23 protein-coding genes, 5 tRNA genes and 1 pseudogene are annotated in these 26,478 nt (G+C 52.7%); 28 read left to right on the top strand and 1 reads right to left on the bottom strand.

The features are described from left to right. The first annotated feature begins 7 nt into the window (after positions 1–7). From LKE88_RS04255 to guaA, 21 genes are all read left to right on the top strand, one after another. Positions 8–442, top strand: coding sequence for a CtsR family transcriptional regulator (locus LKE88_RS04255; RefSeq protein ID WP_105327327.1), 435 nt, complete (start codon positions 8–10; stop codon positions 440–442). Positions 443–444: 2 nt separating this feature from the next. Then, positions 445–1,815 (top strand): DNA repair protein RadA, encoded by a 1,371-nt coding sequence (gene radA / locus LKE88_RS04250; RefSeq protein WP_105327328.1) that lies wholly within the window; start codon positions 445–447, stop codon positions 1,813–1,815. Positions 1,816–1,967: 152 nt separating this feature from the next. Beyond that, complete coding sequence (locus LKE88_RS04245; RefSeq protein WP_105327329.1) at positions 1,968–2,447, top strand: CarD family transcriptional regulator; 480 nt, start codon at positions 1,968–1,970, stop codon at positions 2,445–2,447. 138 nt (positions 2,448–2,585) lie between these two features. Beyond that, complete coding sequence (locus tag LKE88_RS04240) at positions 2,586–3,695, top strand: PIN/TRAM domain-containing protein (RefSeq protein WP_118286925.1); 1,110 nt, start codon at positions 2,586–2,588, stop codon at positions 3,693–3,695. A 12-nt stretch (positions 3,696–3,707) separates the two neighbouring features. Beyond that, positions 3,708–4,889, top strand: coding sequence for a 2-C-methyl-D-erythritol 4-phosphate cytidylyltransferase (gene ispD / locus LKE88_RS04235; RefSeq protein WP_118286924.1), 1,182 nt, complete (start codon positions 3,708–3,710; stop codon positions 4,887–4,889). A 28-nt stretch (positions 4,890–4,917) separates the two neighbouring features. Beyond that, on the top strand, positions 4,918–6,405 hold the full coding sequence (gltX, locus tag LKE88_RS04230) for a glutamate--tRNA ligase (RefSeq protein ID WP_118286923.1): 1,488 nt from the start codon (positions 4,918–4,920) through the stop codon (positions 6,403–6,405). Between the two features lie 14 nt (positions 6,406–6,419). Continuing rightward, on the top strand, positions 6,420–7,868 hold the full coding sequence (cysS, locus tag LKE88_RS04225) for a cysteine--tRNA ligase (RefSeq protein WP_105327333.1): 1,449 nt from the start codon (positions 6,420–6,422) through the stop codon (positions 7,866–7,868). Between the two features lie 20 nt (positions 7,869–7,888). Next, a complete protein-coding gene (locus tag LKE88_RS04220; RefSeq protein ID WP_233547568.1) occupies positions 7,889–8,341 on the top strand; it encodes a Mini-ribonuclease 3 in 453 nt (150 codons plus the stop codon). 1 nt (position 8,342) lies between these two features. Then, positions 8,343–9,050, top strand: coding sequence for an FAD-dependent thymidylate synthase (gene thyX, locus LKE88_RS04215; protein ID WP_231086579.1), 708 nt, complete (start codon positions 8,343–8,345; stop codon positions 9,048–9,050). Next, complete coding sequence (locus LKE88_RS04210; RefSeq protein WP_231086580.1) at positions 9,040–9,723, top strand: hypothetical protein; 684 nt, start codon at positions 9,040–9,042, stop codon at positions 9,721–9,723. Before thyX ends, LKE88_RS04210 begins: the two co-directional genes overlap by 11 nt. 113 nt (positions 9,724–9,836) lie before the next feature. Next, positions 9,837–9,913: transfer RNA gene (locus LKE88_RS04205), tRNA-Asp, on the top strand. A 4-nt stretch (positions 9,914–9,917) separates the two neighbouring features. Then, a tRNA-Phe gene (locus LKE88_RS04200) sits at positions 9,918–9,993 on the top strand. Between the two features lie 7 nt (positions 9,994–10,000). Continuing rightward, positions 10,001–10,075: transfer RNA gene (locus LKE88_RS04195), tRNA-Gly, on the top strand. A gap of 8 nt (positions 10,076–10,083) precedes the next feature. Beyond that, positions 10,084–10,157 (top strand) — tRNA-Cys (locus LKE88_RS04190). A gap of 13 nt (positions 10,158–10,170) precedes the next feature. Beyond that, positions 10,171–10,259 (top strand) — tRNA-Leu (locus tag LKE88_RS04185). Positions 10,260–10,482: 223 nt separating this feature from the next. Further along, positions 10,483–11,316: a pyridoxamine kinase gene (locus LKE88_RS04180; RefSeq protein ID WP_231086581.1), complete on the top strand. Its 834-nt coding sequence runs from the start codon at positions 10,483–10,485 to the stop codon at positions 11,314–11,316. A gap of 136 nt (positions 11,317–11,452) precedes the next feature. Continuing rightward, the gene (locus tag LKE88_RS04175; RefSeq protein ID WP_276802834.1) at positions 11,453–12,553 is read left to right on the top strand and encodes an MBL fold metallo-hydrolase; all 1,101 of its coding nucleotides are present in this window, start codon (positions 11,453–11,455) and stop codon (positions 12,551–12,553) included. 489 nt (positions 12,554–13,042) lie between these two features. Further along, entirely contained in the window at positions 13,043–14,074 is a 1,032-nt protein-coding gene (locus tag LKE88_RS04170) for a mechanosensitive ion channel family protein (RefSeq protein WP_231086586.1), read from the top strand. 280 nt (positions 14,075–14,354) lie between these two features. Then, positions 14,355–17,804: a hypothetical protein gene (locus LKE88_RS04165; RefSeq protein ID WP_276802832.1), complete on the top strand. Its 3,450-nt coding sequence runs from the start codon at positions 14,355–14,357 to the stop codon at positions 17,802–17,804. A gap of 337 nt (positions 17,805–18,141) precedes the next feature. Next, positions 18,142–19,410 (top strand): uracil permease, encoded by a 1,269-nt coding sequence (gene uraA, locus LKE88_RS04160; RefSeq protein WP_231086592.1) that lies wholly within the window; start codon positions 18,142–18,144, stop codon positions 19,408–19,410. Between the two features lie 71 nt (positions 19,411–19,481). Next, positions 19,482–21,026: a glutamine-hydrolyzing GMP synthase gene (guaA, locus tag LKE88_RS04155; protein WP_105327340.1), complete on the top strand. Its 1,545-nt coding sequence runs from the start codon at positions 19,482–19,484 to the stop codon at positions 21,024–21,026. 293 nt (positions 21,027–21,319) lie between these two features. On the opposite strand, the gene LKE88_RS04150 is transcribed toward guaA, so the two are convergent. After that, positions 21,320–21,808 carry a helix-turn-helix domain-containing protein gene (locus LKE88_RS04150; protein WP_231086595.1) on the bottom strand — a complete coding sequence of 163 codons (489 nt, stop codon included), beginning with the start codon at positions 21,806–21,808 and terminating at the stop codon, positions 21,320–21,322. A gap of 301 nt (positions 21,809–22,109) precedes the next feature. Between LKE88_RS04150 and LKE88_RS04145 the strand changes: the two genes are divergently transcribed. From LKE88_RS04145 to LKE88_RS04110, 7 genes and pseudogenes are all read left to right on the top strand, one after another. Beyond that, a complete protein-coding gene (locus LKE88_RS04145) occupies positions 22,110–22,313 on the top strand; it encodes a hypothetical protein (RefSeq protein WP_002566189.1) in 204 nt (67 codons plus the stop codon). A gap of 2 nt (positions 22,314–22,315) precedes the next feature. Then, positions 22,316–23,399: pseudogene (locus tag LKE88_RS13130) on the top strand (site-specific integrase). Between the two features lie 4 nt (positions 23,400–23,403). After that, on the top strand, positions 23,404–23,739 hold the full coding sequence (locus tag LKE88_RS04130; protein WP_161911037.1) for a plasmid mobilization protein: 336 nt from the start codon (positions 23,404–23,406) through the stop codon (positions 23,737–23,739). Further along, positions 23,729–24,919 (top strand): AAA family ATPase, encoded by a 1,191-nt coding sequence (locus LKE88_RS04125; protein WP_231086598.1) that lies wholly within the window; start codon positions 23,729–23,731, stop codon positions 24,917–24,919. The genes LKE88_RS04130 and LKE88_RS04125 overlap by 11 nt, the downstream gene beginning before the upstream one ends. A 93-nt stretch (positions 24,920–25,012) precedes the next feature. Further along, positions 25,013–25,246, top strand: coding sequence for a complexin-2 (locus LKE88_RS04120; protein ID WP_231086600.1), 234 nt, complete (start codon positions 25,013–25,015; stop codon positions 25,244–25,246). A gap of 657 nt (positions 25,247–25,903) precedes the next feature. Continuing rightward, positions 25,904–26,017 (top strand): DUF6061 family protein, encoded by a 114-nt coding sequence (locus LKE88_RS04115; RefSeq protein ID WP_231086601.1) that lies wholly within the window; start codon positions 25,904–25,906, stop codon positions 26,015–26,017. 203 nt (positions 26,018–26,220) lie between these two features. Next, positions 26,221–26,424 carry a helix-turn-helix domain-containing protein gene (locus LKE88_RS04110; RefSeq protein WP_007490746.1) on the top strand — a complete coding sequence of 68 codons (204 nt, stop codon included), beginning with the start codon at positions 26,221–26,223 and terminating at the stop codon, positions 26,422–26,424. The last annotated feature ends 54 nt before the right edge of the window (positions 26,425–26,478 follow it).

The raw sequence follows: 26,478 nt of genomic DNA, 5'->3' as shown, positions 1-26,478 counted from the left end.
TCCTACTATGCGGAATATAGCAGATGTTATCGAACAATTCATTATCAGCGAACTTTTCGCCAATGAACAAGACGCCGTAAACGTCAAAAGAAGCCAGCTGGCCGAGAAACTTTCCTGTGCCCCGTCGCAGATTACCTATACACTGACCACCCGCTTTACCCCAGAGCGGGGGTTCGAAGTTGAATCCAAACGGGGAAATGGCGGTTTTATCCGGATTATCCGGCTGCCCCAGCAGGAGCCAACCCAGGCGCTGCTGCCGCCGGCAGAAACCCAGACGGCCCGGCAGATGGTCAACGCCCTGGCGGCCCACAAATTCATTACCAACCGGGAAGCCAGCCTGCTGGAATACTTTTTGGCCGTATTGGGTGACCATATGTCCGAAAAGGATAAGCAGCATATGGTGAAGACGGCCTACAAACTACTGAGTCGGGAGGACGAATAACTGTGGCTAAAACCCAAACCCGCTATGTGTGCCAAAACTGCGGCTATTCTTCGGTAAAATGGCTGGGCAAGTGTCCGGAATGCGGCACCTGGGATTCCCTGGTGGAGGAGGTGGACAGCGCGCCTACCAAGCAGCGGCCCTCCTACCTCCAGACCGCGGAACGGCCCGTGCCCAAAACCATCAGCCAGGTGGCCAAGGTCCACGTGGAACGGCTGACCACCGGCATCCAGGAATTTGACCGGGTGTTGGGGGGCGGCATTGTTCCCGGCTCCCTGATTCTTCTGGGGGGCGCTCCGGGCATCGGCAAATCCACCATTGTGCTGGACGTGTCCATGAAGGCGGCGGCCCGGCACAAGAAGGTCCTGTATGTGTCCGGGGAGGAGTCCGAAGCCCAAACGGCCATGCGGGCCGAACGGCTGGGCAAGGCCACGGACAGTCTGCAAATCATGACGGCCACCGAGCTGGGCACCATTCTGGTCCAGGCCCGGCAGAGCCAGCCGGAACTATTGGTCATCGACTCCATCCAGACCATGTACAACCAGGAGCTGGAAACGGCTGCGGGCAGTGTGGGGCAGGTGCGGGAGTGCACCGCCAAGCTGCTGACCTTTGCCAAGGAAACGGGCATTGCAGTGGTGATCATCGGTCACGTAACCAAGGAAGGCAACATCGCCGGTCCCCGGCTGCTGGAACACATGGTGGACGTGGTGCTCCAGTTTGAAGGGGACCGTTCCTATACCTACCGGGTGCTCCGGGCCCTGAAGAACCGTTTTGGCTCCACCAGCGAGTGCGGTATCTTCTCCATGGAGGAGGATGGGCTCCAGGAAGTGTCCAATCCTTCCGGGCTGTTTCTGGAAACCAAGGAGCAGCCGGTGCCGGGCTCGGTGATTACCGCCGTTATGGAGGGCAATCGGCCCATCCTGGCAGAAATCCAGGCTCTGGTCAGCCATACGCCCTTTGGCCTGCCCCGCCGGACGGTGGTAGGGGTGGACTTTAATCGGGTGAATATGCTGCTGGCGGTGCTGGAAAAGCGCTGTGGCATGAATTTCGGCGACCAGGACGCCTACGCCAGCTGCCTGGGAGGCATGAAAATCAAGGAGCCGGCGGCGGACCTGGCCATTTTGGGTGCTTTGGTGTCCAGCTACCGGAACCGGGCCATTCCCACAGGGGTACTGGCCATTGGAGAAGTGGGCCTGACCGGGGAGCTGCGCCGGGTGGGCATGGTGGACCGGAGAATCCGGGAAGCGGCCCAGCTGGGCTTCCGCAAGTTCATTGTGCCCCGGGGAAGCTTCCCCAAAGGGAAGAAGCTGCCGGCAGCCGGCATCGTGGAAGCAGGTTCCGTAGAGGAAGCCATTCAAGCTTTCTATAGCGACTGAGAAATTTGGCCGTTTTCTTTGGAATAACGTGTTGACATATGTATTGCTATAGTGCTATAATCTAAAATTTGACTTAAACTGGGGTTTTGTGGTAAACTATAAGAGCTGAAGTTTTATTTTTTTTTAATCCTGTAGGTAAGGAGGCAGGCTCGATGTTTACTGTAGGAGACAAAGTACTGTACCCCATGCATGGTGCAGCCGTGATTAAAGATGTAGAAAAGCGCCAAGTCAATGGTCGGCCCGTGAATTATTTTATTTTAGATATGTTGCTTAGTGATATGAAAGTCATGATCCCAGAAGTGAATGTTAACAAAATTGGCTTGCGGCCTATAGTGAACAAACAGGTTATGCCGGAAGTGGAAGATGTGCTGAAAGCCCGTCCGGAAAATGTCATGAAGAAGATTACCTGGAATCGCCGCTACAATTTATATGTAGACAAAATGAAAACCGGGGATATTTTCCAGGTGGCCGATGTGGTCCGGACCCTGTCCGTCCAGGAAAATGACAAGAAATTGTCCACCGGGGAGCGGCGCCTGCTCACCACCGCCAAACAGATTCTGCTCAGCGAAGTGATGCTGGTAGAATCCGTAGATGAGCAAAAGAGCGAAGCCTGGCTGGAACAATTTATATAATGTGCAAAACGTTACAAATTTAAAAAGGGAGATTGTTTGAGAAAAGGTTTTTCTTTGACAATCTCCCTTTTTCTGTTTTCTTTCAGTGGGGCTTATAGTACAATAAAAGGATAAAGTCAAATAAAGGAGGTGAGAATAATGATTGAAAAAATTACAAAATGTCTCATCATTTTGGTTTTTGCCGTCATCGGTGTATTGCTGTCGGAATTTGTTTCCAGCATCTTGGTGGATTATATTGGCGTTGAAGTCCTGAAAGTGGGATTTTTGGGCGTCACCGTCCTGGATCTGGTCATGGGTGTGGCAGGTGTCCTGATTTTTGCCTATATTGGCAAGCTGGCCGCTCCTACCATCAACCGGAATATCCTGCATTTTTCGGAAGCCATGGCTACGTATTTGGGAGATTTGCCCACCAGCGATATTTTTGTGCTGTCCATCGGCGTGATTTTGGGCCTGGTGGTTGCCGCACTTTTGGGAACGTCGTTTTCCCGGCTGCCCATTGTGGGGCCGTACATTTCCCTGATTTTCAGCATACTGGGTGCACTGGTAGGGGCCAAAGTGGCGCTTAACAAACGCGCAGATATCATTTCATTTTTTAACCGGCTGTGGTTTTCCCGGAACAAGGACAACGCCAAGAAAGCCAATAACCGGAACGTTTCCCGCACTTATAAATTTCTTGATACCAGCGTTTTGATTGACGGCAGAATTTTGGAGGTAATCCGTCTGGGCTTCCTGGAGGGCGTGGTGGTCATTCCCAAGTTCGTCCTGGAGGAGCTGCAGAAAATTGCGGATTCCGGGGATACGCTCAAGCGGAACCGGGGCCGGAGAGGATTGGATATCGTCCGGGAAATTCAAGCCAACAAAGCGGTGGAAGTGGAAATCAGCGATCGGGATTATGATGATATCACCGAGGTGGACACCAAGCTGGTCCGGCTGGCCCGGGAGAAAAACGGCATTGTGGCCACCAATGATTTCAACCTGGCCAAGGTAGCAGAGATTCAGGGGGTCAAAGTCCTGAACATCAACGACCTGGCCAATGCCCTGAAGCAGACCCTGCTGCCGGGGGAAGAAATCCAGCTGTATCTGGCCAAGGACGGGAAGGAACCCGGCCAGGCCATCGGGTACCTGGAAGACGGCACCATGGTGGTGGTGGAAGGCGGCCGGAAAGCCGTGAACTCCACCCTGCCGGTGATTGTTACCTCCGTGCTGCAAACCTCTGCAGGCCGGATGGTCTTTGCCAAACTGAAATAAGGACGGGTGCATATGAACCAACTCTATATCATCGTGGCTGCGGCGGGGATGGGCAAACGGCTGGGATTGGGGTATAATAAAAATTATGCCCATTTGGCCGGGATTCCCATCTTGGTCCGCAACCTGCACCAGCTGAGCCAGGTGCCTGGGGTGGCCCAGGTCCTGGTCACGGTGGCCGCAGGGGAGGAAGCCCAGGCAAAGGAGCTGCTGGATCACTATGCGGCGGCTCAGTACCCCGGCCTGTCCTACACTGTGGTAACTGGCGGCAAGGAGCGGCAGGATTCCGTTTCCCACGCCGTGGACCAGCTGCCTGATGCTCCAGCCTGGGTGGCCGTCCACGATGGGGCACGGCCCTTTGCGGACGCCCAGCTGTTTAGCCGGGTGTGGGAAGCTGCCAGGGAAAGCGGGGCGGCCATTGCGGCGGTGCCCTGCAAGGACACCATCAAGCAGGAGGCTGGGGGACAGGTGGAGAAAACCCTGGACCGCAGCAAGCTGTGGGCCGTGCAGACACCCCAGATTTTTTCCCTGCCCCTGCTGAAGGAATGCTACGCCTACGCCAAAACCCATCCGGTGGCGGTGACGGACGATGCGTCCCTGGCAGAAGCCCTGGGACACCCGGTGACGCTGGTGCTGGGCTCCTACAACAACCAAAAAATCACCACGCCTTCCGACCTTGCCTGGGCGGAGGGGCTGGTGCAGGGAAAGGGTGCTGAGAACATGAAGTTTCACGTGGGTTCCGGGTACGACGTGCACCGGCTGGTGCCCGGACGGAAATTGATTTTGTGCGGGGTAACCATTCCCTATGAACTGGGGCTGGACGGCCATTCCGATGCGGATGTGGCACTCCATGCCCTGATGGATGCTCTTTTGGGGGCAGCGGGCCTGGGAGACATTGGCCGGCTGTACCCGGACCAGGATCCTGCGTTTTTGGGCGCCGACAGCCGCAAATTGCTGGCGGACGTGGTGGCCCGGGTGAAGGAGAGGGGCTGGCAGATCAGCAACGCCGACATCACCATCATTGCCCAAAAGCCCAAGCTGGCTTCCTACGAGCCGGCCATGCTGGCCAACGTGGCAGCTGACCTGGGGTTAGCTCCAGAAGACGTGAACGTCAAGGCAACCACAACTGAAAAACTCGGTTTTACCGGCAGAGGGGAAGGTATCGCTGCCGAAGCCGTGGTCAGTTTGATTCAATAATCTATTACATACTTGGGAGGAAGAATTCATGGATAACAATTTGAAAGTTCGCTTTGCACCAAGCCCTACCGGGCCGTTCCATATTGGGGGCGCTCGTTCTGCCCTGTTCAACTGGTTGGTAGCCCGGAAAAACCACGGCACCATGCTGCTGAGAATTGAAGACACCGACCAGGACCGTTCCAAACCGGAATGGGAAGAAAATATCAAAAACGCCCTGAAATGGCTGGGCATTGACTGGGATGAGGGCGTAGATGTAGGCGGCCCCAACGGTCCGTACCGCCAAATGGAACGGCTGGACATCTACAAGAAATACACCGATAAACTGCTGGCGGAAGGCAAAGCCTACTATTGTTACTGTACCCCGGAAGAACTGGAAGCAGAACGGGAAGAACTGAAAGCCCAAGGCAAAATGCCCCGCTATATGGGCAAATGCCGGAACCTGACTCCGGAACAGCGGGCCCAGTACGAAGCCGAAGGCCGGAAACCCACCGTGCGGTTCCGGGTACCGGAAGGCCAGGACATTGTGGTCCATGATATGGTGCGCGGCGACGTGCATTTCGAATCCGACGGCATTGGCGACTTTATCATCGTCAAGGAAGATGGGATTCCCACCTACAACTATGCGGTGGTCATCGATGATGCCCTGATGAAAGTCAATATGGTTATCCGGGCTGAGGAACATCTGTCTAATACCCCGCGGCAGCTGCTGCTGTACGATGCCCTGGGCTTTGAAAAACCCAAGTTTGGCCACATTTCCCTGATTTTGGGCAAGGACAAGAAGAAAATGTCCAAGCGCCATGGGGCTACTTCCGTGGACCAATACAGACAGCTGGGCTACCTGCCCGATGCCATTGTGAACTTCCTGGCCCTGTTGGGCTGGGCTCCCAATTCCGAACAGGAAATCTTCAGCCGGGAAGAACTGATTGCCCAATTCGATATGGCCCATGTTGCCAAGAATCCGGCTGTGTTCGATATTGAAAAGCTGAACTGGCTGAACGCCCACTATATGCGCCAGATGACCGATGAAGAATACATTGCCTTTGCCAAACCTTTCATGATCCAGGCTGGCTATATGACCGGGGAAGAAACCGGTGACAAGGCTGAATGGTTGAATAAGGTCATCCTCACTGCCAAGGACCAGGCTGAATACGGTGCCCAGATTCCTGGCTGCGTAGAAATGTACTTCAACGATGAATTTGACTTTGAAGTGGACGAAGAAAAGGGCGTTCATGCAGTAGATGCCCTGAAGGCCGAAACCGTTCCTACGGTTATCGCTTCCTTCCTGGCCAAACTCCAGGCTGCAGAAACCCTGGACCACGCCAGCGTAAAGGCCATGTTCAAAGCGGTACAGAAAGAAACCAAGCTGGGCGGCAAATTCGTGTTCATGCCTGTGCGGGTAGCCCTGACCGGCAACCAGCATGGTCCGGAACTAGCCGAAATGATTCCGCTTTTGGGCGCTGAACGGGTGACCAAGCGCATCCAGGCCAGCCTGAAAAAAGCCGGCATCAGCCTGTAACGAAAGGAGAAACTATGAGCACTCTGCGTGTTTATAATGATATGACCCGGAAAAAGGAGGAATTCGTTCCTCTGGAACCGGGCAAGGTAAAGATTTACGTCTGCGGCGTAACTCCCTACAACCATCCCCATATTGGCAACGCCCGCCCCTTTGTGGTGTGGGACGTGATTCGCCGCTTCCTGGAGCATGAGGGCTACGATGTGACCCATGTGCAGAACTTCACGGATATTGACGATAAGATTATCTGGGAAGCCAACAAGGAAGGGGTTACCTGGGATACCATCTGCAACCGGTACATCAAAGCCTATTTTGAAGTCATGGACAAGCTCCATGTGAAACGGGCCCACATTTACCCCCGGGTTTCCGAACACATTCCTGACATCATCAAGACGGTGGAAGCCCTGATTGCCAACGGCTACGGCTATGTGGTGGACGGGGACGTGTACTACCGGGTAGAAAAGTTCGAACACTACGGCGAACTCAGCGGCCGGAATCTGGAAGATATGCTGGCCGGCGCCCGGGTGGACGTGGACGAACGGAAAGAAAATCCCATGGACTTTGCCCTGTGGAAAGCCGCCAAACCCGGCGAACCCTCCTGGGACAGCCCCTGGGGCAAAGGCCGGCCGGGCTGGCACATTGAATGCTCTACCATGAGCACCAAGTACCTGGGCAACACCCTGGACTTCCATGGGGGCGGCAGCGACCTGATTTTCCCGCACCATGAAAACGAAATCGCTCAATCCGAAGGGGCCACCGGCGTCCATCCTTTTGTCCGCTACTGGGTCCATAACGGCTTTATTACCATCAACTCCGAAAAAATGTCCAAGTCCCTGGGCAACTTTATGACCGTGCTGGATATTCTGAAGGAATACGAACCGGAAGTGGTCCGTTACTTCATCCTGAATACCCATTACCGCAGTCCACTGGACTTCAGCGATGAACGGCTGGAAGAAGCCAAACGGAGCCTGGAACGGCTGCGCACGGCCCAAAACAACCTGAAGGAAATCGAAGCCCAGATTAACGCTGGTCCTGACGCCGAGAGCCTGGCCCTGGGCCAAAAGGTGGCAGAAATCCGCCAGGGCTTTATGGACGCCATGAACGACGACTTCAATACTTCCCTGGCCATCAGCTACCAGTTTGCCCTGGCCAAGGAAATCAACGTCTACCACAACGCCATCCTGGCCGGCACCAAGAAGCCGGACGGCAAATTGGTGGACCAGATTCACAAGGTCTGGAGAGAAATGGCCGATATCATCGGGATTCTGGAAGATGTACCGGCAGCAGGGCAGGAAGGCGGCGCCGTCACTAACGAAGAAGCTGCCATTGCTGCCAAGATTGAGGAAAGACAAGCTGCCCGGAAAGCCCGGGATTTCGCCAAAGCCGATGCCATCCGTGACGAACTGGCTGCCCAGGGAATCATTTTGGAAGATACGCCCCAAGGCGTGCGGTGGAAGAGAAAGTGAAATTTGAACAATACCAGAAAATGAAAGATCATGTCCTGACCGTCTGCTCGGAGGAGCTGGCGGTTCAGGACCCTAAATTATTGCACCCGGTGGTCCTGGCCTACATCGGGGACGCTGTGTTCTCCCTGTACGTGCGGCTGCGGCTGACGCCGGCTTCGTCCCATGTGCAGGTGCTCCACGAACTGGCTTCCCGCATGGTATCGGCTGTGATGCAGGCCAAAGCCATGGATGCTCTGGAGGGGGATCTTTCGGACGAGGAAGAACAGATTGCCCGGCGGGGGAGAAATACCAAATCCACCGTGCCCAAAAGCGCCAGTGTCCGGGAATACCGGCAGGGTACTGCTTTTGAGGCCCTTTTGGGGTATCTGTATCTGACCCAGCAGAAGGAACGGCTGGATGACATCATGCACCGTTCTTTTCTTTTGATTCAGGAAGCCATGCTGGACGAAAGAAAAGCAAAGAAAGGAAAATAAAATGATCAGCTGTAAATTAATCCGCTATACGCCGGAACCGGATCGGACCGTTGCCATGAGCGCCCATTTGTGCTATTCGCCCATTGGGGCTCAGGAACTGGAAGAAACCATGACCGACAAGCAGGTGGCGGGACTGATTAAGCGGCTGCGGGAAATGGGGCATACCTCTACCTTTGAGCACGTAAGCTTTACCTTTGCCATCGAAGGGGTATCCCGGGTACTGACCCACCAATTGGTGCGCCACCGCCTGGCTTCCTATTCCCAGCAGTCCCAGCGCTATGTTAAGGAACATGATTTTGAAACCATTTTGCCTCCTTCCCTGGCGGCAAAACCGAAATATAAAAAACAATTTGATGACCTGTGCCAACGGATTCAGGATTTGTACAACGAATGGACGGAAGCCGGCATTCCTGCGGAAGACGCCCGGTACATTCTGCCCAACGCCACGGAAACCAAGATTGTGGTCACCATGAATGCCCGCAGCCTGCTGCATTTCTTTGAGCTGCGCTGCTGCAACCGGGCCCAGTGGGAAATCCGGGCACTGGCCAATCTTATGCTGGCTGAAGCACGTCAGGCGGCACCCCTGCTCTTTGCTGTGGCCGGTCCTACCTGCGTGACCCAGCGGGTTTGCCATGAAGGCAAAATGAGCTGCGGCCGCCTGGAAAAACTTATGGCCGAAGACGCCAAGGAACAGCAGCATGGGGTATAAAGCCATTACCGAAATCCAGGAAGAAGTGCGGCAGTGGGACCTGATTCTGGACCTGCCGGACCAGATCGGTGCCTTTACCAAGAAGCTCACGGACTATATTGACGGCCAGGTGCTGTATATTTGCCGTTATGAGGCCCCTGAGCTCCGGGCTACCCTGGATATTACCTATACCACGGAAACCTTTGATTACATCCTGGTACGCACCATGGGCATGAATACCTATCGGGATATCCGGTTCATCTACAAGGAACGGGATATCTTTGCCCAAAAGGTGAAAAAGTACCTGCCCTCGGTGCTGCAAAGCATGGAGGACCTTACCAGCGTCAACCTGGGGGAGATGGTGGAGGCCAAACACCTGCCGGAATGGGAATACGGCAAACAGCTGCCGAAGCAAATCGGCTCCTTTGAACTGTATATCCGTCCGGACAAGGCCATTGACCATATCAACGGTTCCATTATCCTGATTGACTATACGGACTTTGCCCGCAAGGACCAGCTGATCATCATGTACAATCGGCTGCGCAACCAATTTTTTGGAGAAGTGAAGATCGGCGGGGTATTCCACGCCACCTCGGACTTTGACAGCTATAGCCTGAAAGGGCTCCAGGAGGCTCTGGAGGCCCATCTGGAGCCAACCTTGCAGTGGGTGACAGAGGCCGATCACACCCTCTGAAAAAAATTCCCCCAAAAAAATAAAAAAAGTTTGGAAGAATGCTTGACAGATTTGGCAAAATACCGTATACTAACAAAGTCGGCAACGCACGATAACAAATGCAAAGCCGCAACGGCCCAGTAGTTCAGTTGGTTAGAATGCCGCCCTGTCACGGCGGAGATCGTCGGTTCGAGTCCGTCCTGGGTCGCCAACATGCCTCGGTAGCTCAGTTGGTAGAGCAAGGGACTGAAAATCCCTGTGTCCGCAGTTCGATTCTGCGCTGAGGCACCATTTTTAAGCGGAAGTAGCTCAGTGGTAGAGCACCACCTTGCCAAGGTGGGGGTCGCGAGTTCGAATCTCGTTTTCCGCTCCATTTTTTAAGGCGACATAGCCAAGCGGTAAGGCAGAGGTCTGCAAAACCTTTATCCCCAGTTCGATTCTGGGTGTCGCCTCCAATTTTGTATTTTCGCCGAGGTGGCGGAACTGGCAGACGCAAGGGACTTAAAATCCCTCGGAGAGTGATCTCCGTACCGGTTCGATTCCGGTCCCCGGCACCATTATTATATAAACACTGAAACAGACTTCCAAGGTGGGAGCCTGTTTTTTGTTATAGGTACAATTTTGGAAAATGCGTGTTTTTGGACAATGTTTTCTTAGAGTAGGCAGCAACTTTGTTTTACGTGACAATTTCTGGTAATTTTCCCTGGAAACTGTGCATTTTATTTCCGGCCCGGTCATTGTACAATGGAATCATTCCAAGCTTAGAGGAGATTGATATCCATGACCATAAAACGTGTACTTGCCATCCATGACCTGTGTTCCTTTGGCCGCTGTTCTTTGACTGCTGCCATGCCTGTGATTTCTGCCCTGGGCTCCCAGGTGAATCCGTTCCCTACGGCCCTCTACAGCAACAACCTGACCTATGGGGAGTTCTATAATACGGATCTGACCAATCATATGAACCCCATGATGGACCAATGGGAAAAGCTGAACCTGCATTTTGACGCCATCTACAGCGGGTTCTTGGCCAATGCCGCCCAGACCGCTCTGGTCCGGGACGCCATCCGCCGCTTTGCCAAGGACGGCCAGCTGGTAGTGGTGGACCCTGCTATGGCTGATGACGGCAAGCTGTACGTGGTCTTTGACCAGACCATGGTGGAAGAAATGCGCAAGCTGGTGGCAGAAGCTACCTTGATTACCCCCAACTATACGGAAGCCTGTCTGCTGACCGGCACCACCTGGCTGGACCGGACGCCAACGGAACGGGAAATCCAGGACCTGTGCCAGAAGCTGCTGGATCTGGGACCCAAACAGGTGATTATCACCTCCGTGCCGGGCAAGCCGGACGAAATCCAGGTGGTCAGCCAAAGCGCCGGGGAAGTGGGGTACCACTCCTATGTGGTGAAACGGATTCCCTTTGGCACCTGCGGCACCGGGGACGTATTCACCAGCGTGGTTACCGGCTGCATCCTGAAGGGCAAGTCCCTGGAAGAAAGCGCCAAGATTGCCGCTGACTTCCTGGAAGTGGTCATCCAAAGCACCCTGGATTCTGGCAAGGATCCCCGGGAAGGTGTCCAACTGGAAGACAAGCTGCCCCTGCTGCTGAAACTCTAAAGCAAAACTCCAAATGCATCTGTATTTTCCACGGGAAACCTTTGCGGTCCCGTGGAATTTTTGTTATGTGGAAAGTTCCAGGCCCTTGGAGAGGGGCCAAAAACACTACTATGTCAAAATGTGAGGAGCAGACTGTATGGTAAAGACTTTGCTGAAATGTACGGCAGCCCTGGTGGCTGCAGTGGGCGTCTTTGGCTACTGGTTTGTGAACCAGCCCCAAATGGATCCCCTGATGACCCCGGAGCGGAAGGCCCGGATAGAGGCTTCGCCCCATTATGTGAACGGCCAGTTTGTGCCGGAGACGCCCCATACCCCGGTGACGCCCTCCTGGTCCTTCTGGAAGGAGTTTTTGTTCCCCACCCCGGGTAAGACTATACCCCCAGGGCCCATGGTCACCCAGAAGACGGATTTGAAGGCCCTGGACCCTAAGGAAGATGCGGTGGTCTGGCTGGGGCACTCCTCCTTCTATATGCAGCTGGGGGGCAAAAAAATCCTCATTGACCCCATTGCTGCCACCTATGCCTCGCCCGTACCCTTTGTGGATAAAGCCTTTGACGGCAGCAATGTGTACGGTCCGGAGGATATCCCGGACGGCATTGACGTGATGGTGCTGTCCCACGACCATTGGGACCACCTGGACTACGATTTTGTCCGGGCTATTGAGCCCAAGGTAAAGCACGTGGTTACCGGCCTGGGCAACGGGGGCTACTACGAAAAGTGGGGGTATCCCCTTGCCAAGATTTCTGAGGAAGACTGGAACACCCCGGTGAAAATTGATGAAGGACTCACCGTTTGGGTGCTGCCTGCCCGGCATTTCTCCGGCCGGCTGCTCCACAAGAACCAGACCCTGTTTGCGGGCTTTGCCTTTATCACCCCTGGGAAGAAGGTCTTCTACAGCGGGGATGGGGGCTACGACGGCCGCTTCAAGCGGATTGGGCAGCAGTTCGGGGGCTTTGACCTGGCCATTTTGGAAGACGGCCAGTACAACGAGAACTGGGCCTCCGTGCACATGATGCCGGAAGAAACGGCTCAGGCCGGGGTGGACCTGGGCGCCCGGGAAGTGCTGCCCTGCCACAACGGCAAATACCCCCTGTCCATGCATAGCTGGGACGAACCCTACAAGCGGATTACCGCAGCTGCCAAAGGAAAGCCCTACTACCTGGCCACCCCGGAAATTGGGGAGCTGGTCCGGGTAGGGGTACGGGACAGAAATTCACCCGCTGGTGGGAAAATATGAAGTGATGCGGTAATTTTGAACTTTTCTATTCTCCTCTTGCTTTTTGTTACCGGCCGCTCTATGATAAAGAACGTTATCATATCGAAACACAGGGCTGTGAAAAAATTAAACTTCCTCAGTCATCCCTTTGGGCTGACAGCCCCTTCACCCTTGAAGGGGCCATTCATATCCATCAGGGTTCCAGTATTTATCAATACTAGCGCTATAAGTTCAGAACATTAGTTGACCAGTAGATGTTTAGTATGCCGCCTTCAAGCGTTGCGGCCGCATCCAAACATCCCCAAAGGTATCTAGGATGTTTGGTTCATAAGGCCCATGCGATAGCCGTCCAGGAGTCAAGCCTGAAAGGCAACGACGACTGGAACACGGCGAACCGCTCAGGAGGTGAGACCCGTAGGGTCTCGGAGGAAGTTTTAATTTGAGTTCGCAAAGCATTTTTTCACAGCTTCTGTGGGCAGCCCAATACGGCTGCAGGGGAGCGGACAAAGCGTGGACTATTACATCAATATGTTTTCTCGGGAGCTGAAGCATGGCGGCCCCCATGTGCATCTGATTGCCTTTTTTATTTTTATTGCCATCGGGATTTTTATCCTCCACTGGGTGTTCCGGGGGCTCATTGAGGTGCTGACCCGATTTACCCGGGTCAAGCGGGAAAGCTGGCGGACCACCTTCCGGTTCATGCCCACCCTTTTGGGGATTCTTACGGGCATCCAGCTGACCAAGGGCATCCTGAACCTGCCGCCCTTTGTGAAAAGCATGCTGGAGAGGCATTACCACAGCCTGGTGATTATCACCGTCACCTTTTTCTTTGCCCATCTGCTGTCCTCGTATCTCAAGAGCAAGCTGTCCAAAAGCGGCAACGAATCGGCCTCTACGTCCATTCTTACCACCATTGTGGACTTGGGCGTGTATATGGTGGGCATCATCTTTATCCTGGGTTCCTACGGCATTTCCATTTCGCCGCTGCTGACCGCACTGGGCGCCGGGAGCTTGGCTTCCGCCCTGGCCCTCCAGGATACCCTGGCCAACCTGTTTTCCGGGATTACCACCCTGCTGTCCAAGCAGGTCCATATGGGGGACTATATCCGCCTGGCCAGCGGGGAATCCGGCCGGGTCACGGACATGAACTGGCGCAACACCACCATCCGTACCAGCACCGGCAATACGGTGATTGTCCCCAATAAGAGCATCGCCTCGGCCACCCTGACCAACTACGAGCAGCCCCTGGCGGAATGCACCATTTTCATTCCCCTGACCATCACCTACGACAATGACCTGCAAAAGGTGGAGGACGTGTCCTTGGCCGTGGCCCGGGAGATTCTGGCCGGCAGCGAAAGCGGCGTCAAAGGCTTTCAGCCCCTGGTGCGCTACACCAATATGGGGGACTACGGCATTACCTTCAATGTGGTGCTGCGGATCCGCAATATTGTGGATGAAGCCGTCATCAAGCACGAATTTATCAAAAAAATCTATACGGTGTTCAAAAAAGAGAATATTCACCTGCTGGTCCGGAAGGACTAGCGGAAGCAGAAAGGATGCGGGACTAACCGTGTCCTTTTTTTGTTGCTGCGAAAAAGGCAGAAGACAATTTTAAATACAATATAAAACAGAAAGTATGTATCGTAAAAAGTAAACGTAAATATTGTAATAATTCGGAATACAAGAAAGAGGGATTGTGGTATAATAAAAGTAATAAAATGGCAGAAAAATATATTCTGTAATTGATATTTTTGTAAATGTGATGATATGGGGCAATCAAAAAGGTCAATGCGGTCTTAGGCTTTCCAAGGGGGTGGGAAGAATGAGAAGCAGAAAACAACTACATATGGCCGTACTGCTCACCATCCTTGGCTCCTTCCTGTGGGGACCGGGGAAAGTGCAGGCGGAAACGACCATTACCAGTGTGGGGGATTTAGCGACAACTTCAAAGGTTCAGGTGATGGGGAGTAAGGGGTATAGTGTATATGCCCCTGCACAGACGGATAACAAACTGACTATCAATATCGGTTCCTTTACGCCCGCGAACCCTGGGAAGACGGCTTTGTTCGGCTTTTATATGGATACAGAAGCAGAACCGGTAATCGGTAAGGACGTATCCATTACCAGCACCGGGACCTCGCAGCAGCTGGCATATGTTGCCGGGATGTACTCGGATGCTGGCACCATCGGTACCTACACAGAAGGCGGCACGACGCCCAGCAATACCGTTACCGTGACGGGCGGCAGTGCTTCTGAACTTGCTGCGGCCATGAGCAATACCGGTACGGTGACCAATAATCAACTCAATATAAGCGATGCCGTGCAATTTACAAGAGCCTATGGGGGCTATAGCCAAACTGGCAATGCCACATATAATGTGCTCCATATGAACGGTGTCAAAAAAGCCGGCTCTGCCTTAGAATTTAGCCTTTACGGCGGCAAGTCCAACAGCAATACCAGCGTCGTTTCCCATAATACTGTAGAAGTCTGGGACTCCACAGGCGGAGACATCTTTGGGGGCAGATCGGCAAACGACGGCAAGATAGACTACGGCGCCCGCTCAGATGCGAATACCGTGATTGTGCATAATAGCAATTTCAGGTATATCTATGGTGGCTATGAAGGCTACACGGCGGATGGAAATACGGTCCAAATAGAAGACAGCACTATTGACAATGTCCACACAGCTTATATTCAAGGCGGTACCAGTGCCAGCGGGAATCAGACAACCATCAAAAACAGCACCGTAAGCGGCGAAATCGTAGGCGGCTGGGCTGATGACTCCAATTATGGCAACGCTACGGGCAGCAAGGCCGATGAGAATACCATTACGCTGACGGATGTGACACTGAATGAACCCAATTTGGGCATTGTCGGCGGCAAAAACGACATGTATGGCGAAGCCAATGGCAACACCGTCCATTTGACCAGCGGCACGCTGACCAATTTTAAACAATTAAATGGTGGCTTTTCTTCCGGAACAGCTAACAATAACCATCTACTTATCGACCAGGGAGCCACCGTATCTAACGTGGCCTCCACAGTGATTAGCGGCCGCGGGGCTACGGAAGCCAAAGGAAATACCGTGAAAATTGATGGCACGCTGGGAGCACAGACCAGTACCACTGCCGGCTCGGCAGAAGAACCTGGCAGCGTCGTTAGCGGCAATAGCCTTACCGTAGGCAAAACAGGGAGTGTGGGCTATGGCACTATCCTGGCAGCTGGCAGCACGGATGGAGCCAGAGCAACGGTCAACGAAAATACCGTGACTATCGAAGGCTATGTAGGTGAGGGCGCTCTGGTTGTGGGAGCCTGGAATTATGGAGGAGATAATATAGGTGATAAAAATACGGTGAACATATCCGGCACCTTGGATGCAGGCGTTCTCGTCTGTGGCTCTTCTGACTCTGTCTACGCCTATTATTATGGCCCCTTGAATAAAGAAGCCAATGAAAATACCATTAACCTGCAAAAAGGCGCCAACCTGGGCGTCGGCACCGTCTTTTACGGCGGCCAAGGCACCGTAGCCGATGGCAATACAGTGAACATCGAAGACGGCGTTACCTTTGCCGCAGGCACTTCTGATGGCGATGACATCGATATCGTGGCCGGCGTCGGCCGTACGGAAGCCAAGGATAATACCATCAATCTGCTAGGTACGGTTTCCGCCTCAGGCCTTCACCTCAGCGGTGGCCTCGTAAGCCAGGAATACGACAGCGGTACGTATATCGTCAATGGCGTGAGCGGTACGAACAACACCCTCAACGTCTACACCTTGAATAACAATGTAAAAGAAATCACCGCTTTCCAAAACCTGAACTTCTACATCCCCAAGGAAGCAGTGAACGAAGACACCATGCTGACCATTAGCGGCGGAGAGGCTACGGACCTTACAGGGGCCACCATCAAGGCCGGCGCCAGTGACGCCACCATTCTGAACGTAGGGGACAAGATTAACCTACTGGTCAACGAAGCTGGTGTGACGACGGACGAAGACCCGTCGAGCGCTACGGCAACGCAATATGGCATCATCGAAGATGCGGGTTTTGCCCAGGCTGGGGTGGAAGTGAAGAAGGATGGGGATAAAAAGATTATTGCCACCATTACCAAACTGCCGCCTAAGCCGGAACCGGAGCCCGAACCGGAACCGGAGCCTGAACCGGAACCCGAGCCAGAACCTGAGCCCGAACCTGAACCGGAACCAGAGCCGAAGTCTGAATCCAAACCGGATCCGGCGGCGCAGCTGGCGGACGGAACCAAGACGTTGGTGGATGCCCATATGGGTGGCCTGGACCTGGTGAAAACCAGCGCCCAGTTTGCTGCTACCGCAGGGCTGGATGGGGCGTTGGCAGCCTCCATGGCCTCTGCCTACCAGAGCGGTCCCTACACCCCGGGCGGTGTGGGAGTCAAGGAAGCTCCCGAAGACCAGAAGGACTTTATGATCAATGCAGAAGCCCAGGCCAAGTTTACTCCGTACATTGTGGTGGGCGGGGAGGCCCTCCGCTACGACACCGGCTCCCAGGTGAAAACCCATGGGATGAACGGGAACCTGGGCCTGGTGCGCCGGCTCCAGGAAGAAACGTATATTGACACGGTGATGCTCTTTGGGGAATATGGCCGGGACAACTATACCACCTTTATGGACAGCGGCAGCCGGGGCGACGGGGACCACAGCTATTACGGCGGCGGGGTCCTCCTGCGCCGGGACAATACCAATGGGTTCTACTACGAAGGCAGTCTGCACGGAGGCTATGTGAAGGGCAGCTATTCCGGTATCGTTAACGGCGGCCGGGGCGCCTACAGCTCCGGTTCAGCCTACCTGGCCATGCACGGGGGCTTGGGCAAGATTTATACCCTGCCCCATGACTCCAACCTGGATGTATACGGCAAGCTATTCTGGACCCATACGGCCGGGGATTCGGTAACCCTGCACACCGTCAATGGCGACGCGTCCTACAACTTTGATGCCCTGAACTCCGTGGCCTCTCGACTGGGCGTACGCTACGGCTACGGCATTGCGCCCCACCAGAAGCTGTACGTGGGCGCAGGCTGGGAATACGAATGGAACGCGGCAGGCGGCGCCACCTACGAGGCAGCCCGGCCCCTGCGGACTGAGAGCCCCAGCCGGAAAGGCTCCAGCGGCCTGTTGGAACTGGGCTGGAGCAAGGAAGCGACCCAGAAGGATCCTTATGACCTGACAGTACGGGTTACGGGCTGGGCCGGAAGACAGAAGGGCTTTACCTTTAATACCCGACTGAACTTCCACATCTGACGAACTTTTCGCCAGCTCCGGACAATTGCATACGGAGCGGGAACTGCAAGCAAATGCAGTTGCTCGTTTCTGCAAGTCAGGATCTCCGCAGGGGAGTAGGCGGCGGTCAGGCTGAGCAGGAACTGGAACTATACAGCCGGTGAGCAGGAGAAGTCCTTTAGGGCGAATCTCTCCTGTACACCGGCTCTGTATGTAAAAAGGGGAATGTGGGAAAGAAAACAGCGGGCAGAAAGAAAAAACACGAACGTTTACGAAAAAATGTCTCCCATAGTATGCTTTTTTATGGTAATATATGTCTAGTGTGTTATGAACTGAACAAAACAAAGGAGAGAAATTAATGGAAGAACGACGTATCATCCATGTAGAGGAAAAACTACCTATCCTTGAAACCATCCCCCTGAGCCTGCAGCATTTGTTTGCCATGTTTGGCTCTACGGTTTTGGTGCCCTTCCTGCTGCACGTGGATCCGTCCACGGCCCTGTTTATGAACGGGGTAGGAACCCTGTTGTACCTGACCATCTGCAAATGGCGCTTGCCGGCGTACCTGGGGTCCAGCTTTGCGTTTATTTCCCCGGTGCTGGCGGTGTGTTCCACTGCGGGCATGACCTACGGAGATGCCCAGGGCGGGTTCATTGCCTTTGGTTTGTGCTTTATCCTGATCGGCCTTTTGGTTCGGAAAATCGGTACGGACTGGATTGACGTGCTGTTCCCGCCGGCTGCCATGGGTTCCATTGTAGCCATCATCGGTCTGGAACTGGCGCCGCTGGCCATGAGCATGAGCGGTTTTGGCGACCCGGTGCAGGGAATGACCAACGCCCAGGCCATTACCATTTCCATGTTCACCCTGGTGGTAACGGTGCTGGCTACCATTTTGGGCCGGGGCTTTATCGGCATTATCCCTATTTTGATTGGCGTAGTGGCCGGCTATGTGCTCAGCTACGTGATGGGTGTGGTGAACTTCTCCCCAGTGGCTTCCGCTGCCTGGTTCTCTTTCCCCACATTCTACCAGCCCCACTTTAACCTGAACGCCATTTTGATGATTCTGCCCGCCCTGTTTGTGGTACTGGCAGAACATCTGGGCCACCTGTTTGTCACCAGCGACATTGTAGGCCGCGACCTGATCAAGGATCCGGGCCTGCACCGTTCCCTGATTGCCGATGGTATTTCCAACGTGCTGTCCGGGCTCCTGGGCTCCACCCCCAACACCACCTACGGGGAAAACATGGGGGTTATGGCCATTACCGGCGTGTACAGCACCTGGGTTATCGGCGGCGCAGCCATCTTCGCCATCCTGTTTTCCTTCATTGGTAAGATTGCCGCTGTCATCCACGGCATTCCTACCCCGGTTATGGGCGGCGTCTGCATCCTGTTGTTTGGCTTTATTGCAGCCTCCGGCCTGCGTATGATGGTGGAACGGAAGGTGGACTTCACCAAATCCAAGAACCTGATTCTGACTGCTGTAACCATGGTTTCCGGCCTGAGCGGCGCTGCCGTTCACGTTGGTCCTGTGCAGCTCAAGGGCATGGGTCTTGCTACGGTGGTGGCCATTATTGCCAGCCTGTGCTTCCTGGTTTTTGAGAAACTGGGCTGGAGCCGCGAAGCGTAAGCAAGAGAATTGAAAGATTGTTGGAAGTATGATATATTGTTAAAACTAGAACAATGAGAAGGAGAATGGGTATGGAAAATTTACAGCATGAGGTTGTCCTGGTCGTTGACTTTGGCGCCCAATACAGCCAGCTGATTGCCAGACGGGTGCGGGAATGCAATGTGTATTGCGAAATCATTCCTTATACGTACACCCTGGAACAAATCGAAGCAAAGAAACCGAAAGCCATTATTTTATCCGGCGGCCCCAACAGTGTATATGCCGAAAATACCCCTGCCGTTGATGCAGGCGTGTTCAAAATGGGGATTCCTGTTCTGGGTATCTGCTACGGCCATCAGTTCATGGCCAAGACCCTGGGCGGCGTAGTGACTCACGCAGGCAGCGGCGAATACGGGAAAACGGCCATCGTGCTGGATAACGAAACCCGTTTGTTCTCCGGACTGGAAAAGAACAATATCTGCTGGATGAGCCACCAGGACTATGTGGAAAAGGTGCCGGAAGGCTTTACCGTCATCGCCCATACCACCGAATGCCCGGTAGCTGCCATGATGAACGAGGACAAGAAACTGTACGGCGTGCAGCTCCACCCGGAAGTTATGCACACTCCCTTTGGCAAGCAAATGTTCAGCAACTTCCTGTTCAACATCTGTGACCTGAAGGGTGACTGGACCATGTCTTCCTTTGCCCAGACCCAGATTGCGGAAATCCGGGAAAAGGTAGGGGACAAGAACGTACTGTGCGCCATGAGCGGCGGCGTGGATTCCTCCGTAGCTGCTGTACTGGTCCACAAGGCTGTGGGCAAGCAGCTGACCTGCGTATTCGTAGACCACGGTCTGCTGCGTAAGGACGAAGGCGACCAGGTAGAACAAATCTTCAAGAGAGATTTCGACATGAACCTGATTCGGGTCAACGCCCAGGAACGGTTCCTGAGCAAGCTGAAAGGCGTCAGCGATCCGGAAACCAAACGGAAAATCATCGGCGAAGAATTCATTCGCGTATTTGAAGAAGAATCCAAGAAAATCGGCCACGTGGATTATCTGGTACAGGGCACCATTTATCCGGACGTAGTAGAATCCGGCGGCACCGGTACCTCTGCCACCATTAAGAGCCATCATAACGTAGGCGGCCTGCCCAAGGACATGAACCTGGGCCTGATCGAACCTCTGCGGGCACTGTTCAAGGACGAAGTGCGCGCCGTAGGCGAAGAACTGGGCATTCCTTCTGAACTGGTATGGCGCCAGCCCTTCCCGGGTCCTGGCCTGGCCATCCGGGTACTGGGTGAAGTGACCGAAGAAAAGCTGAAGATTGTACGGGAAGCCGATGCCATTTTCCGTGAGGAAATTGCCAACGCAGGCCTGGACCGTTCCATCTGGCAGTATTTCGCCTGCCTGCCCAACATCCGCAGCGTAGGGGTTATGGGTGACTTCCGGACCTACAGCAACACCATTGCCCTCCGTGCCGTAAACAGCACCGATGGCATGACCAGCGACTGGTCCCATATTCCGTACCATGTACTGGATCTGGTATCCCGCCGCATTGTCAACGAAGTACCGGGCGTAAACCGGGTGGTCTATGATATCACCAGCAAACCGCCTGCAACCATCGAGTGGGAATAAGTAAAAAGTGGATATGAGGGCCCGCAAACCCGCATAAACACTAGGTTTTTGATTTTCAAATTCCCCATTTGATAGCAGATTGATAGCACTCGTCAAATCCCGATTTATTGAGTTTGAAAAGAAAAATCGGGTGGCTTGCGAGTAGCCTAAAAATCCTCATCTTTTTATTCATAAGTAAAAGGTCTAACTGATTTTTGTTGATCAGTTAGACCTTTTTTGTTTTGCTCTCATTTATCTGAATTATCTGTTTTTGTGCAACAAATGACCTTTCCCGTGGCCTACAAGTGAGGGGGTTAGATTAGGCCCTCCGGCGGCATCTTGGCGCGGACTTGGCTGCTGTCGTACTCCGGGTAGTGGTAGCGCCAGCTGTCGTACTCCTCCTGAGAGATTTCTCCGGCCTCCAACTTGGCGACCTGTTCCCGCCAGGTCCAAAGCATTTCGTGCAGTCGGGCGGCATCCTTGTTTTTGCGAAAATCCACCTGCAAGGCAAGCTCACCGTCCTGCTCCGTGACTTTCAGCCCGTAGTTGTCCTCCAGGGTAAACAGCGTATGCATCAGCCCTACATAGGAGTCTATGTCTGGGACGGAAAGTGCATGAGGCGAGACATCCAGTACCTCAGCCAAGGCAACGGTCAGGTCTGCCTTTGGGGTTCTTGATCCTGTTTCGTACTGTGCAAGGCGTACATCAGCAGACTTCTCCGGGAAGCCCAGTGACATGCCGAGATATTTTTGTGTCATCCCCCGCAGGAGACGGAAAAAGTGAATTCGTTCACCAATCGCCATATCATCAACTCCAATCTATGATTGTTCTTATTTGGAACATAGCATATTTGTTTAGTTTTGTCAAGATAATCTAAGCAAATTTATTTAATAATATTTCTTTCAAAACACTTGAACTAAGCTTATATGTATAGTATCATAAGAACACTAAGCAAATAAGTTTGGATAACGAAGCACAAAAAATATTACGCCAGCTTTTTAGTTATACAACTGAGAAAAAAGTGGCAGTAGAGAGTAAGGAGGTCTTTATGAAAAGCAAAATTAGCAGGCAGTTACCAACAACAAAGAAAGGAAGGTATTTACTATGGCTAATCAGATTTTTATGCGAGTCAACGAAGTGGCAGAGGAGTTGGGGATCTCCATTCCCTTTGCCTATAGGATCATTCGACAGATGAATGAGGAACTGGCTAAAACCGGCTGCATCACCATTGCCGGGCGAATTGACCGAAAGTTTTTCCACGAGAAATTCTATGGTACAAGATCTGAGACAGAAAGGAAGGAGAAATAATTATGGCAGCGTTCAAAAATAAGGACAATGGCACCTGGTATGTTCAATTCCGCTACACCGATTGGAAGGGCGAACGCCAGCAGAAGCTCAAGCGTGGCTTTGCCACCAAGCGAGAAGCGTTGGAATGGGAACGGGAGTTCCTGATGGAAAAACAGGCTGATGTGAACATGACCTTTGAGAGCTTCGTTGCTCTCTATGAGAAGGACATTAAACCCAAGCTGAAACTCAATACCTGGCTTACCAAGGAGAGTATCATTAAGAAAAAGATCCTCCCCTATTTTGCGAATCGAAAACTCTCGGAGATCACGGCAAAGGACATTATCCGTTGGCAAAATGAAATTCGGGAGTTGAGGGACTGCCACGGCAAACCTCTTTCGAAAACTTACCTGAAGACAGTTCACAATCAACTCAGTGCCATTTTCAACCATGCTGCCCGGTTTTACGGCCTGAACCTCAACCCAGCCCGACAGGCTGGCAACATGGGGGCGGAGGAACGAAAGGAGATGTTGTTCTGGACTCGAGAGGAGTACACCAGATTTTCCGAAGCTATGATGGACAAACCATTGTCCTTCTATGCCTTTGAGGTATTGTATTGGTGCGGTGTTCGTGAGGGAGAGCTGCTGGCTCTGACCCCGGCAGATTTTGACTTTGAAAAGCGCACCGTTTCCATCAATAAGTCTTACCAGCGGCTCAATAAGCAGGATGTGGTCACTACGCCTAAAACACCCAAGAGTAACCGCGTGATCCAGATGCCGCAGTTCCTCTGTGATGAGTTGCAGGACTACCTCAAACAGCTCTACGGCGTGGAAACCGGACAGCCGGATGTTCCCCATCAGCAAAAGCTATCTCCACCGAGAAATGGACCGTGGCTGCAAGCAAACGGGGGTGAAAAGGATTCGCATACACGATTTGAGGCACAGCCACATCAGTTTGTTGATCGACATGGGCTTTACTGCCCTGGCTATTGCAGAGCGTGTGGGGCATGAGAGTATCGACATCACCTACCGCTATGCCCATCTGTTCCCCACCCGACAGGTGGAAATGGCTGACAAGCTGGATTTACTGAAAAATGAGAAAGGAGTGTAAGAAGATGTCCAAGAAGAACTATGACAACCATAATCGCTGGAGAAACAAGACGGTGGCTTTCCGAGTGTCAGCGGAAGAGGATCTCCAACTGGAAACCCTGGTGAAACTCACCGGCCTGACCAAGCAGGATTACATTATCCGACGGCTATTGGAGCGAGATGTGGTGGTGCAGGGCAACCCAAAGGTTTATAAAGCCCTGCGGGATCAGTTGTCTGCCGTGCTGGACGAGCTGCGCCGGATCGAAGCCGGGCAAGGCGTGAACGACGAGCTGCTGGACACGATCCGAATGATCACAACCATTATGAACGGGATGCAGGAGGAATTCGCCTATGACCGATGAGAAAAAGAAAATGACCGCCCAGGGCTCATCTGTTGGCGCAGATGATGGGCAGTCAATCTCTCAAATCACTGAAAATAGTATACCCACTTCCGGGCAAAAAAGCAACGATGAAATTGTAAACTCCCAGGACAGTCTGGAAGAAATGTACCGCAGGATACAGCGCATGACAGACCCCCGATACCTGCATACACTCACGATGACAGAGCTGTTCCAAACCACCTATAAGAGTAGGCCTCCGGTGGTGGAAGGTCTGCTTTACGCAGGGGCATATATCCTTGCTGGAGCGCCCAAAATCGGCAAGTCCTTCCTGGTGGCTCAGATTGCCTACCATGTCAGTACCGGGCAGGATTTGTGGGGATATACAGTCCATCAGGGGACGGTACTTTACCTTGCGCTGGAAGATGATTTTCAGCGTATCCAGAGCCGGATGTTTATGATGTACGGCGTGAACGATACCCCCAACCTCCACTTCGCCACCGCCGCCGGAAAGATTGGGAATGGGTTGGATGAACAGTTGAAGAACTTCGTGCAGGAGCACCCGGACACCAATCTCATCATCATTGATACTATGCAGAAAATCCGTGATGTAGGCGGCGAAGCGTACAGTTATGCCAGCGACTATGAGATCATCGGCAGAATCAAGCAGTTTGCTGATCAGCACGGTATCTGTGTTCTGACCGTCCATCACACCCGAAAACAGCAGGCAGACGATTCCTTTGAGACGATTTCCGGCACCACTGGGCTGCTGGGCTGTGCGGATGGTTCTCTGCTGATGCAGAAGAAAAAACGCACGGAGCTGGACGCTACCATCAAAGTTGTGGGGCGGGATCAGCCGGATCAGATTCTCTACTTGAAGAAGGACCCGCAGACCCAGATCTGGAATCTGGAACGCATGGAAAACGAACTGTACAAAGAACCGCCGGACCCAGTGCTAGATGCGGTTGCAAAGTTGGTTTCCTTTGAGTGCCGGGAGTGGATCGGCTCTCCGTCTGAACTGGCTGAAGCTCTCCAAACGGGAATGGCCTCCAATGCCCTCACCAAGTACCTGAATGTCAAGGCAGGCAGGCTGCTGGAGGAATACCATGTTGGATATGAAAATAAGGCCAAACATTCCGGTCGGCAAGTGAAATTGACCTATATGCTGGTAGAGCCAACTGCCTGTGAAGTAATCGAAGAATAAGGGGCGCGACGATAGCGACGGTCGCGACGGTGAAAATGATACCGTCAAAAACACCGTCGCTATCGTCGCAACCGTCGCGGAAAGGAAATGAATATGAAAAGTGTACAAATCCCCTATGACCTTTTTGTAGCTTTGGTGGAGTATCATCTGGCCTATGACGATGATTATGCGGAGGAAATTCATCAGGGGTTGGAGCAAAAGTTGGATGCGATGGTGCGGCATGAACTGTATGCAAAATATAAGACTGCGCCCACCGAAGAAGAGCGGGAGCAGGCTCGGCAGGAGTATCTGGACAAGCATGGAGTGTTCCCGGATTTTCGGTGGTAAGATAAGTTTCCGTTTAGACTAATTTCATTGATGAGATTAGCATAAAAGTTTTCTCTATGTTTGTAAGGACAGGAGCGTGTCACGCTCCTGTTTTTTTCTGGCAAAAGGAATGGCTGACGGCAGTTTGGGCAAAGAAATTCCGCTAAAAAGTATCTCGGATGAGGTGGTGTTTTGCCACCCCATTATCCCAAAGGGTGCCCCATTTTAGGGTACCCCAAAATCACCATAGGATGTCGTGTTTCACGACACACCATGCAAAAAAACAGAACACAGGATGCGGAGTAAAAGAGAACGATAGGTAGGCATTTTGCCCACACATCAAGCGAGGGCTACTGTGTTTTACGGAGCCATCAGGCAATAAGGGTGGAACGATTTGTTCCAGGGCATCTGAAAGGGAACGGCGCTTTGGCGTACCCTTTGAAAGCGTTCGCAGAACGCGCAGCCACAGAATGAAATTCTGTGTTCAAGGGGGCTTGGGGGCGCTGCCCTCAACAAGCAGACGGCAGGAAATGTGAGTGTGTATTAACACTCGCATTGCTTGCCGGATTTGTGTGTGGATAGCCACACGCATTGCTTGCCAGATTCTAAAATTAACGAAACAGTCCTTGTGCCGCTGCGGAAAATCAACCGAAATTTAAGCATTAGGAGGTAACGACTATGAGAAAGATTTTGTCCTGTGAGTTCAACCCGGACACAGCCTGTGTGGAGCTGCGCCTGGATGATGAGACACTGATTTCCATCGACTGCACCGTAGGGAAATCAACACTGTGAACTATATAGATTTTCATGTGTATCGGAGCAATAAGCAAACTTATCATTAGATGAGCCGAGTTTGGTCAGGGGAAATTTATTTTTGAATACGCAGTCACTTTTTCGAATTATATTACAGCGATAACAAACACAATGTTTGAGTTTTTGACAAAACAATGCTATACTGTGAGTAGTTGTGATTTTCCTTGAATGGAGGCATAGGAATGAAGGTAAGCTACAAAAAGCTTTGGAAAATACTGATTGATCAAGATATGAAAAAAAGAGATTTAGAAAAGGCCGCCGGGATTAGTCATTATACCATCAATAAATTAAATCATGGCGACAATGTAACTACGGATGTCTTAGGAAAAATCTGCATGGCATTAAATTGCACAATAGATGACATCATGGAATTTGTTGACGAATAAGTCTGAAAATAAAAAACGGGCTTTCTTAAAAAGCAATCTTTTTTATAAAAAATC

It is taken from the genome of Acidaminococcus hominis (genome assembly GCF_022484025.1).
Classification (GTDB): Bacteria; Bacillota; Negativicutes; order Acidaminococcales; family Acidaminococcaceae; genus Acidaminococcus; species Acidaminococcus hominis.
This window is presented reverse-complemented; position numbering and strand designations above follow the sequence as displayed.

What these genes read in the sequence shown, in the direction of transcription:
- LKE88_RS04130 (WP_161911037.1), top strand. Translation starts at nt 23,404, where the DNA reads ATGTCCAAGAAGAACTATGACAACCATAATCGCTGGAGAAACAAGACG.
- LKE88_RS04240 (WP_118286925.1), top strand. Translation starts at nt 2,586, where the DNA reads ATGATTGAAAAAATTACAAAATGTCTCATCATTTTGGTTTTTGCCGTC.
- ispD (WP_118286924.1), top strand. Translation starts at nt 3,708, where the DNA reads ATGAACCAACTCTATATCATCGTGGCTGCGGCGGGGATGGGCAAACGG.
- LKE88_RS04150 (WP_231086595.1), bottom strand. Translation starts at nt 21,808, where the DNA reads ATGGCGATTGGTGAACGAATTCACTTTTTCCGTCTCCTGCGGGGGATG.
- thyX (WP_231086579.1), top strand. Translation starts at nt 8,343, where the DNA reads ATGATCAGCTGTAAATTAATCCGCTATACGCCGGAACCGGATCGGACC.
- LKE88_RS04120 (WP_231086600.1), top strand. Translation starts at nt 25,013, where the DNA reads ATGAAAAGTGTACAAATCCCCTATGACCTTTTTGTAGCTTTGGTGGAG.
- uraA (WP_231086592.1), top strand. Translation starts at nt 18,142, where the DNA reads ATGGAAGAACGACGTATCATCCATGTAGAGGAAAAACTACCTATCCTT.
- LKE88_RS04245 (WP_105327329.1), top strand. Translation starts at nt 1,968, where the DNA reads ATGTTTACTGTAGGAGACAAAGTACTGTACCCCATGCATGGTGCAGCC.
- LKE88_RS04255 (WP_105327327.1), top strand. Translation starts at nt 8, where the DNA reads ATGCGGAATATAGCAGATGTTATCGAACAATTCATTATCAGCGAACTT.
- guaA (WP_105327340.1), top strand. Translation starts at nt 19,482, where the DNA reads ATGGAAAATTTACAGCATGAGGTTGTCCTGGTCGTTGACTTTGGCGCC.
- LKE88_RS04180 (WP_231086581.1), top strand. Translation starts at nt 10,483, where the DNA reads ATGACCATAAAACGTGTACTTGCCATCCATGACCTGTGTTCCTTTGGC.
- LKE88_RS04220 (WP_233547568.1), top strand. Translation starts at nt 7,889, where the DNA reads ATGAAAGATCATGTCCTGACCGTCTGCTCGGAGGAGCTGGCGGTTCAG.
- LKE88_RS04165 (WP_276802832.1), top strand. Translation starts at nt 14,355, where the DNA reads ATGAGAAGCAGAAAACAACTACATATGGCCGTACTGCTCACCATCCTT.
- cysS (WP_105327333.1), top strand. Translation starts at nt 6,420, where the DNA reads ATGAGCACTCTGCGTGTTTATAATGATATGACCCGGAAAAAGGAGGAA.
- gltX (WP_118286923.1), top strand. Translation starts at nt 4,918, where the DNA reads ATGGATAACAATTTGAAAGTTCGCTTTGCACCAAGCCCTACCGGGCCG.
- LKE88_RS04110 (WP_007490746.1), top strand. Translation starts at nt 26,221, where the DNA reads ATGAAGGTAAGCTACAAAAAGCTTTGGAAAATACTGATTGATCAAGAT.
- LKE88_RS04145 (WP_002566189.1), top strand. Translation starts at nt 22,110, where the DNA reads ATGGCTAATCAGATTTTTATGCGAGTCAACGAAGTGGCAGAGGAGTTG.
- LKE88_RS04115 (WP_231086601.1), top strand. Translation starts at nt 25,904, where the DNA reads ATGAGAAAGATTTTGTCCTGTGAGTTCAACCCGGACACAGCCTGTGTG.
- LKE88_RS04175 (WP_276802834.1), top strand. Translation starts at nt 11,453, where the DNA reads ATGGTAAAGACTTTGCTGAAATGTACGGCAGCCCTGGTGGCTGCAGTG.
- LKE88_RS04125 (WP_231086598.1), top strand. Translation starts at nt 23,729, where the DNA reads ATGACCGATGAGAAAAAGAAAATGACCGCCCAGGGCTCATCTGTTGGC.
- LKE88_RS04210 (WP_231086580.1), top strand. Translation starts at nt 9,040, where the DNA reads ATGGGGTATAAAGCCATTACCGAAATCCAGGAAGAAGTGCGGCAGTGG.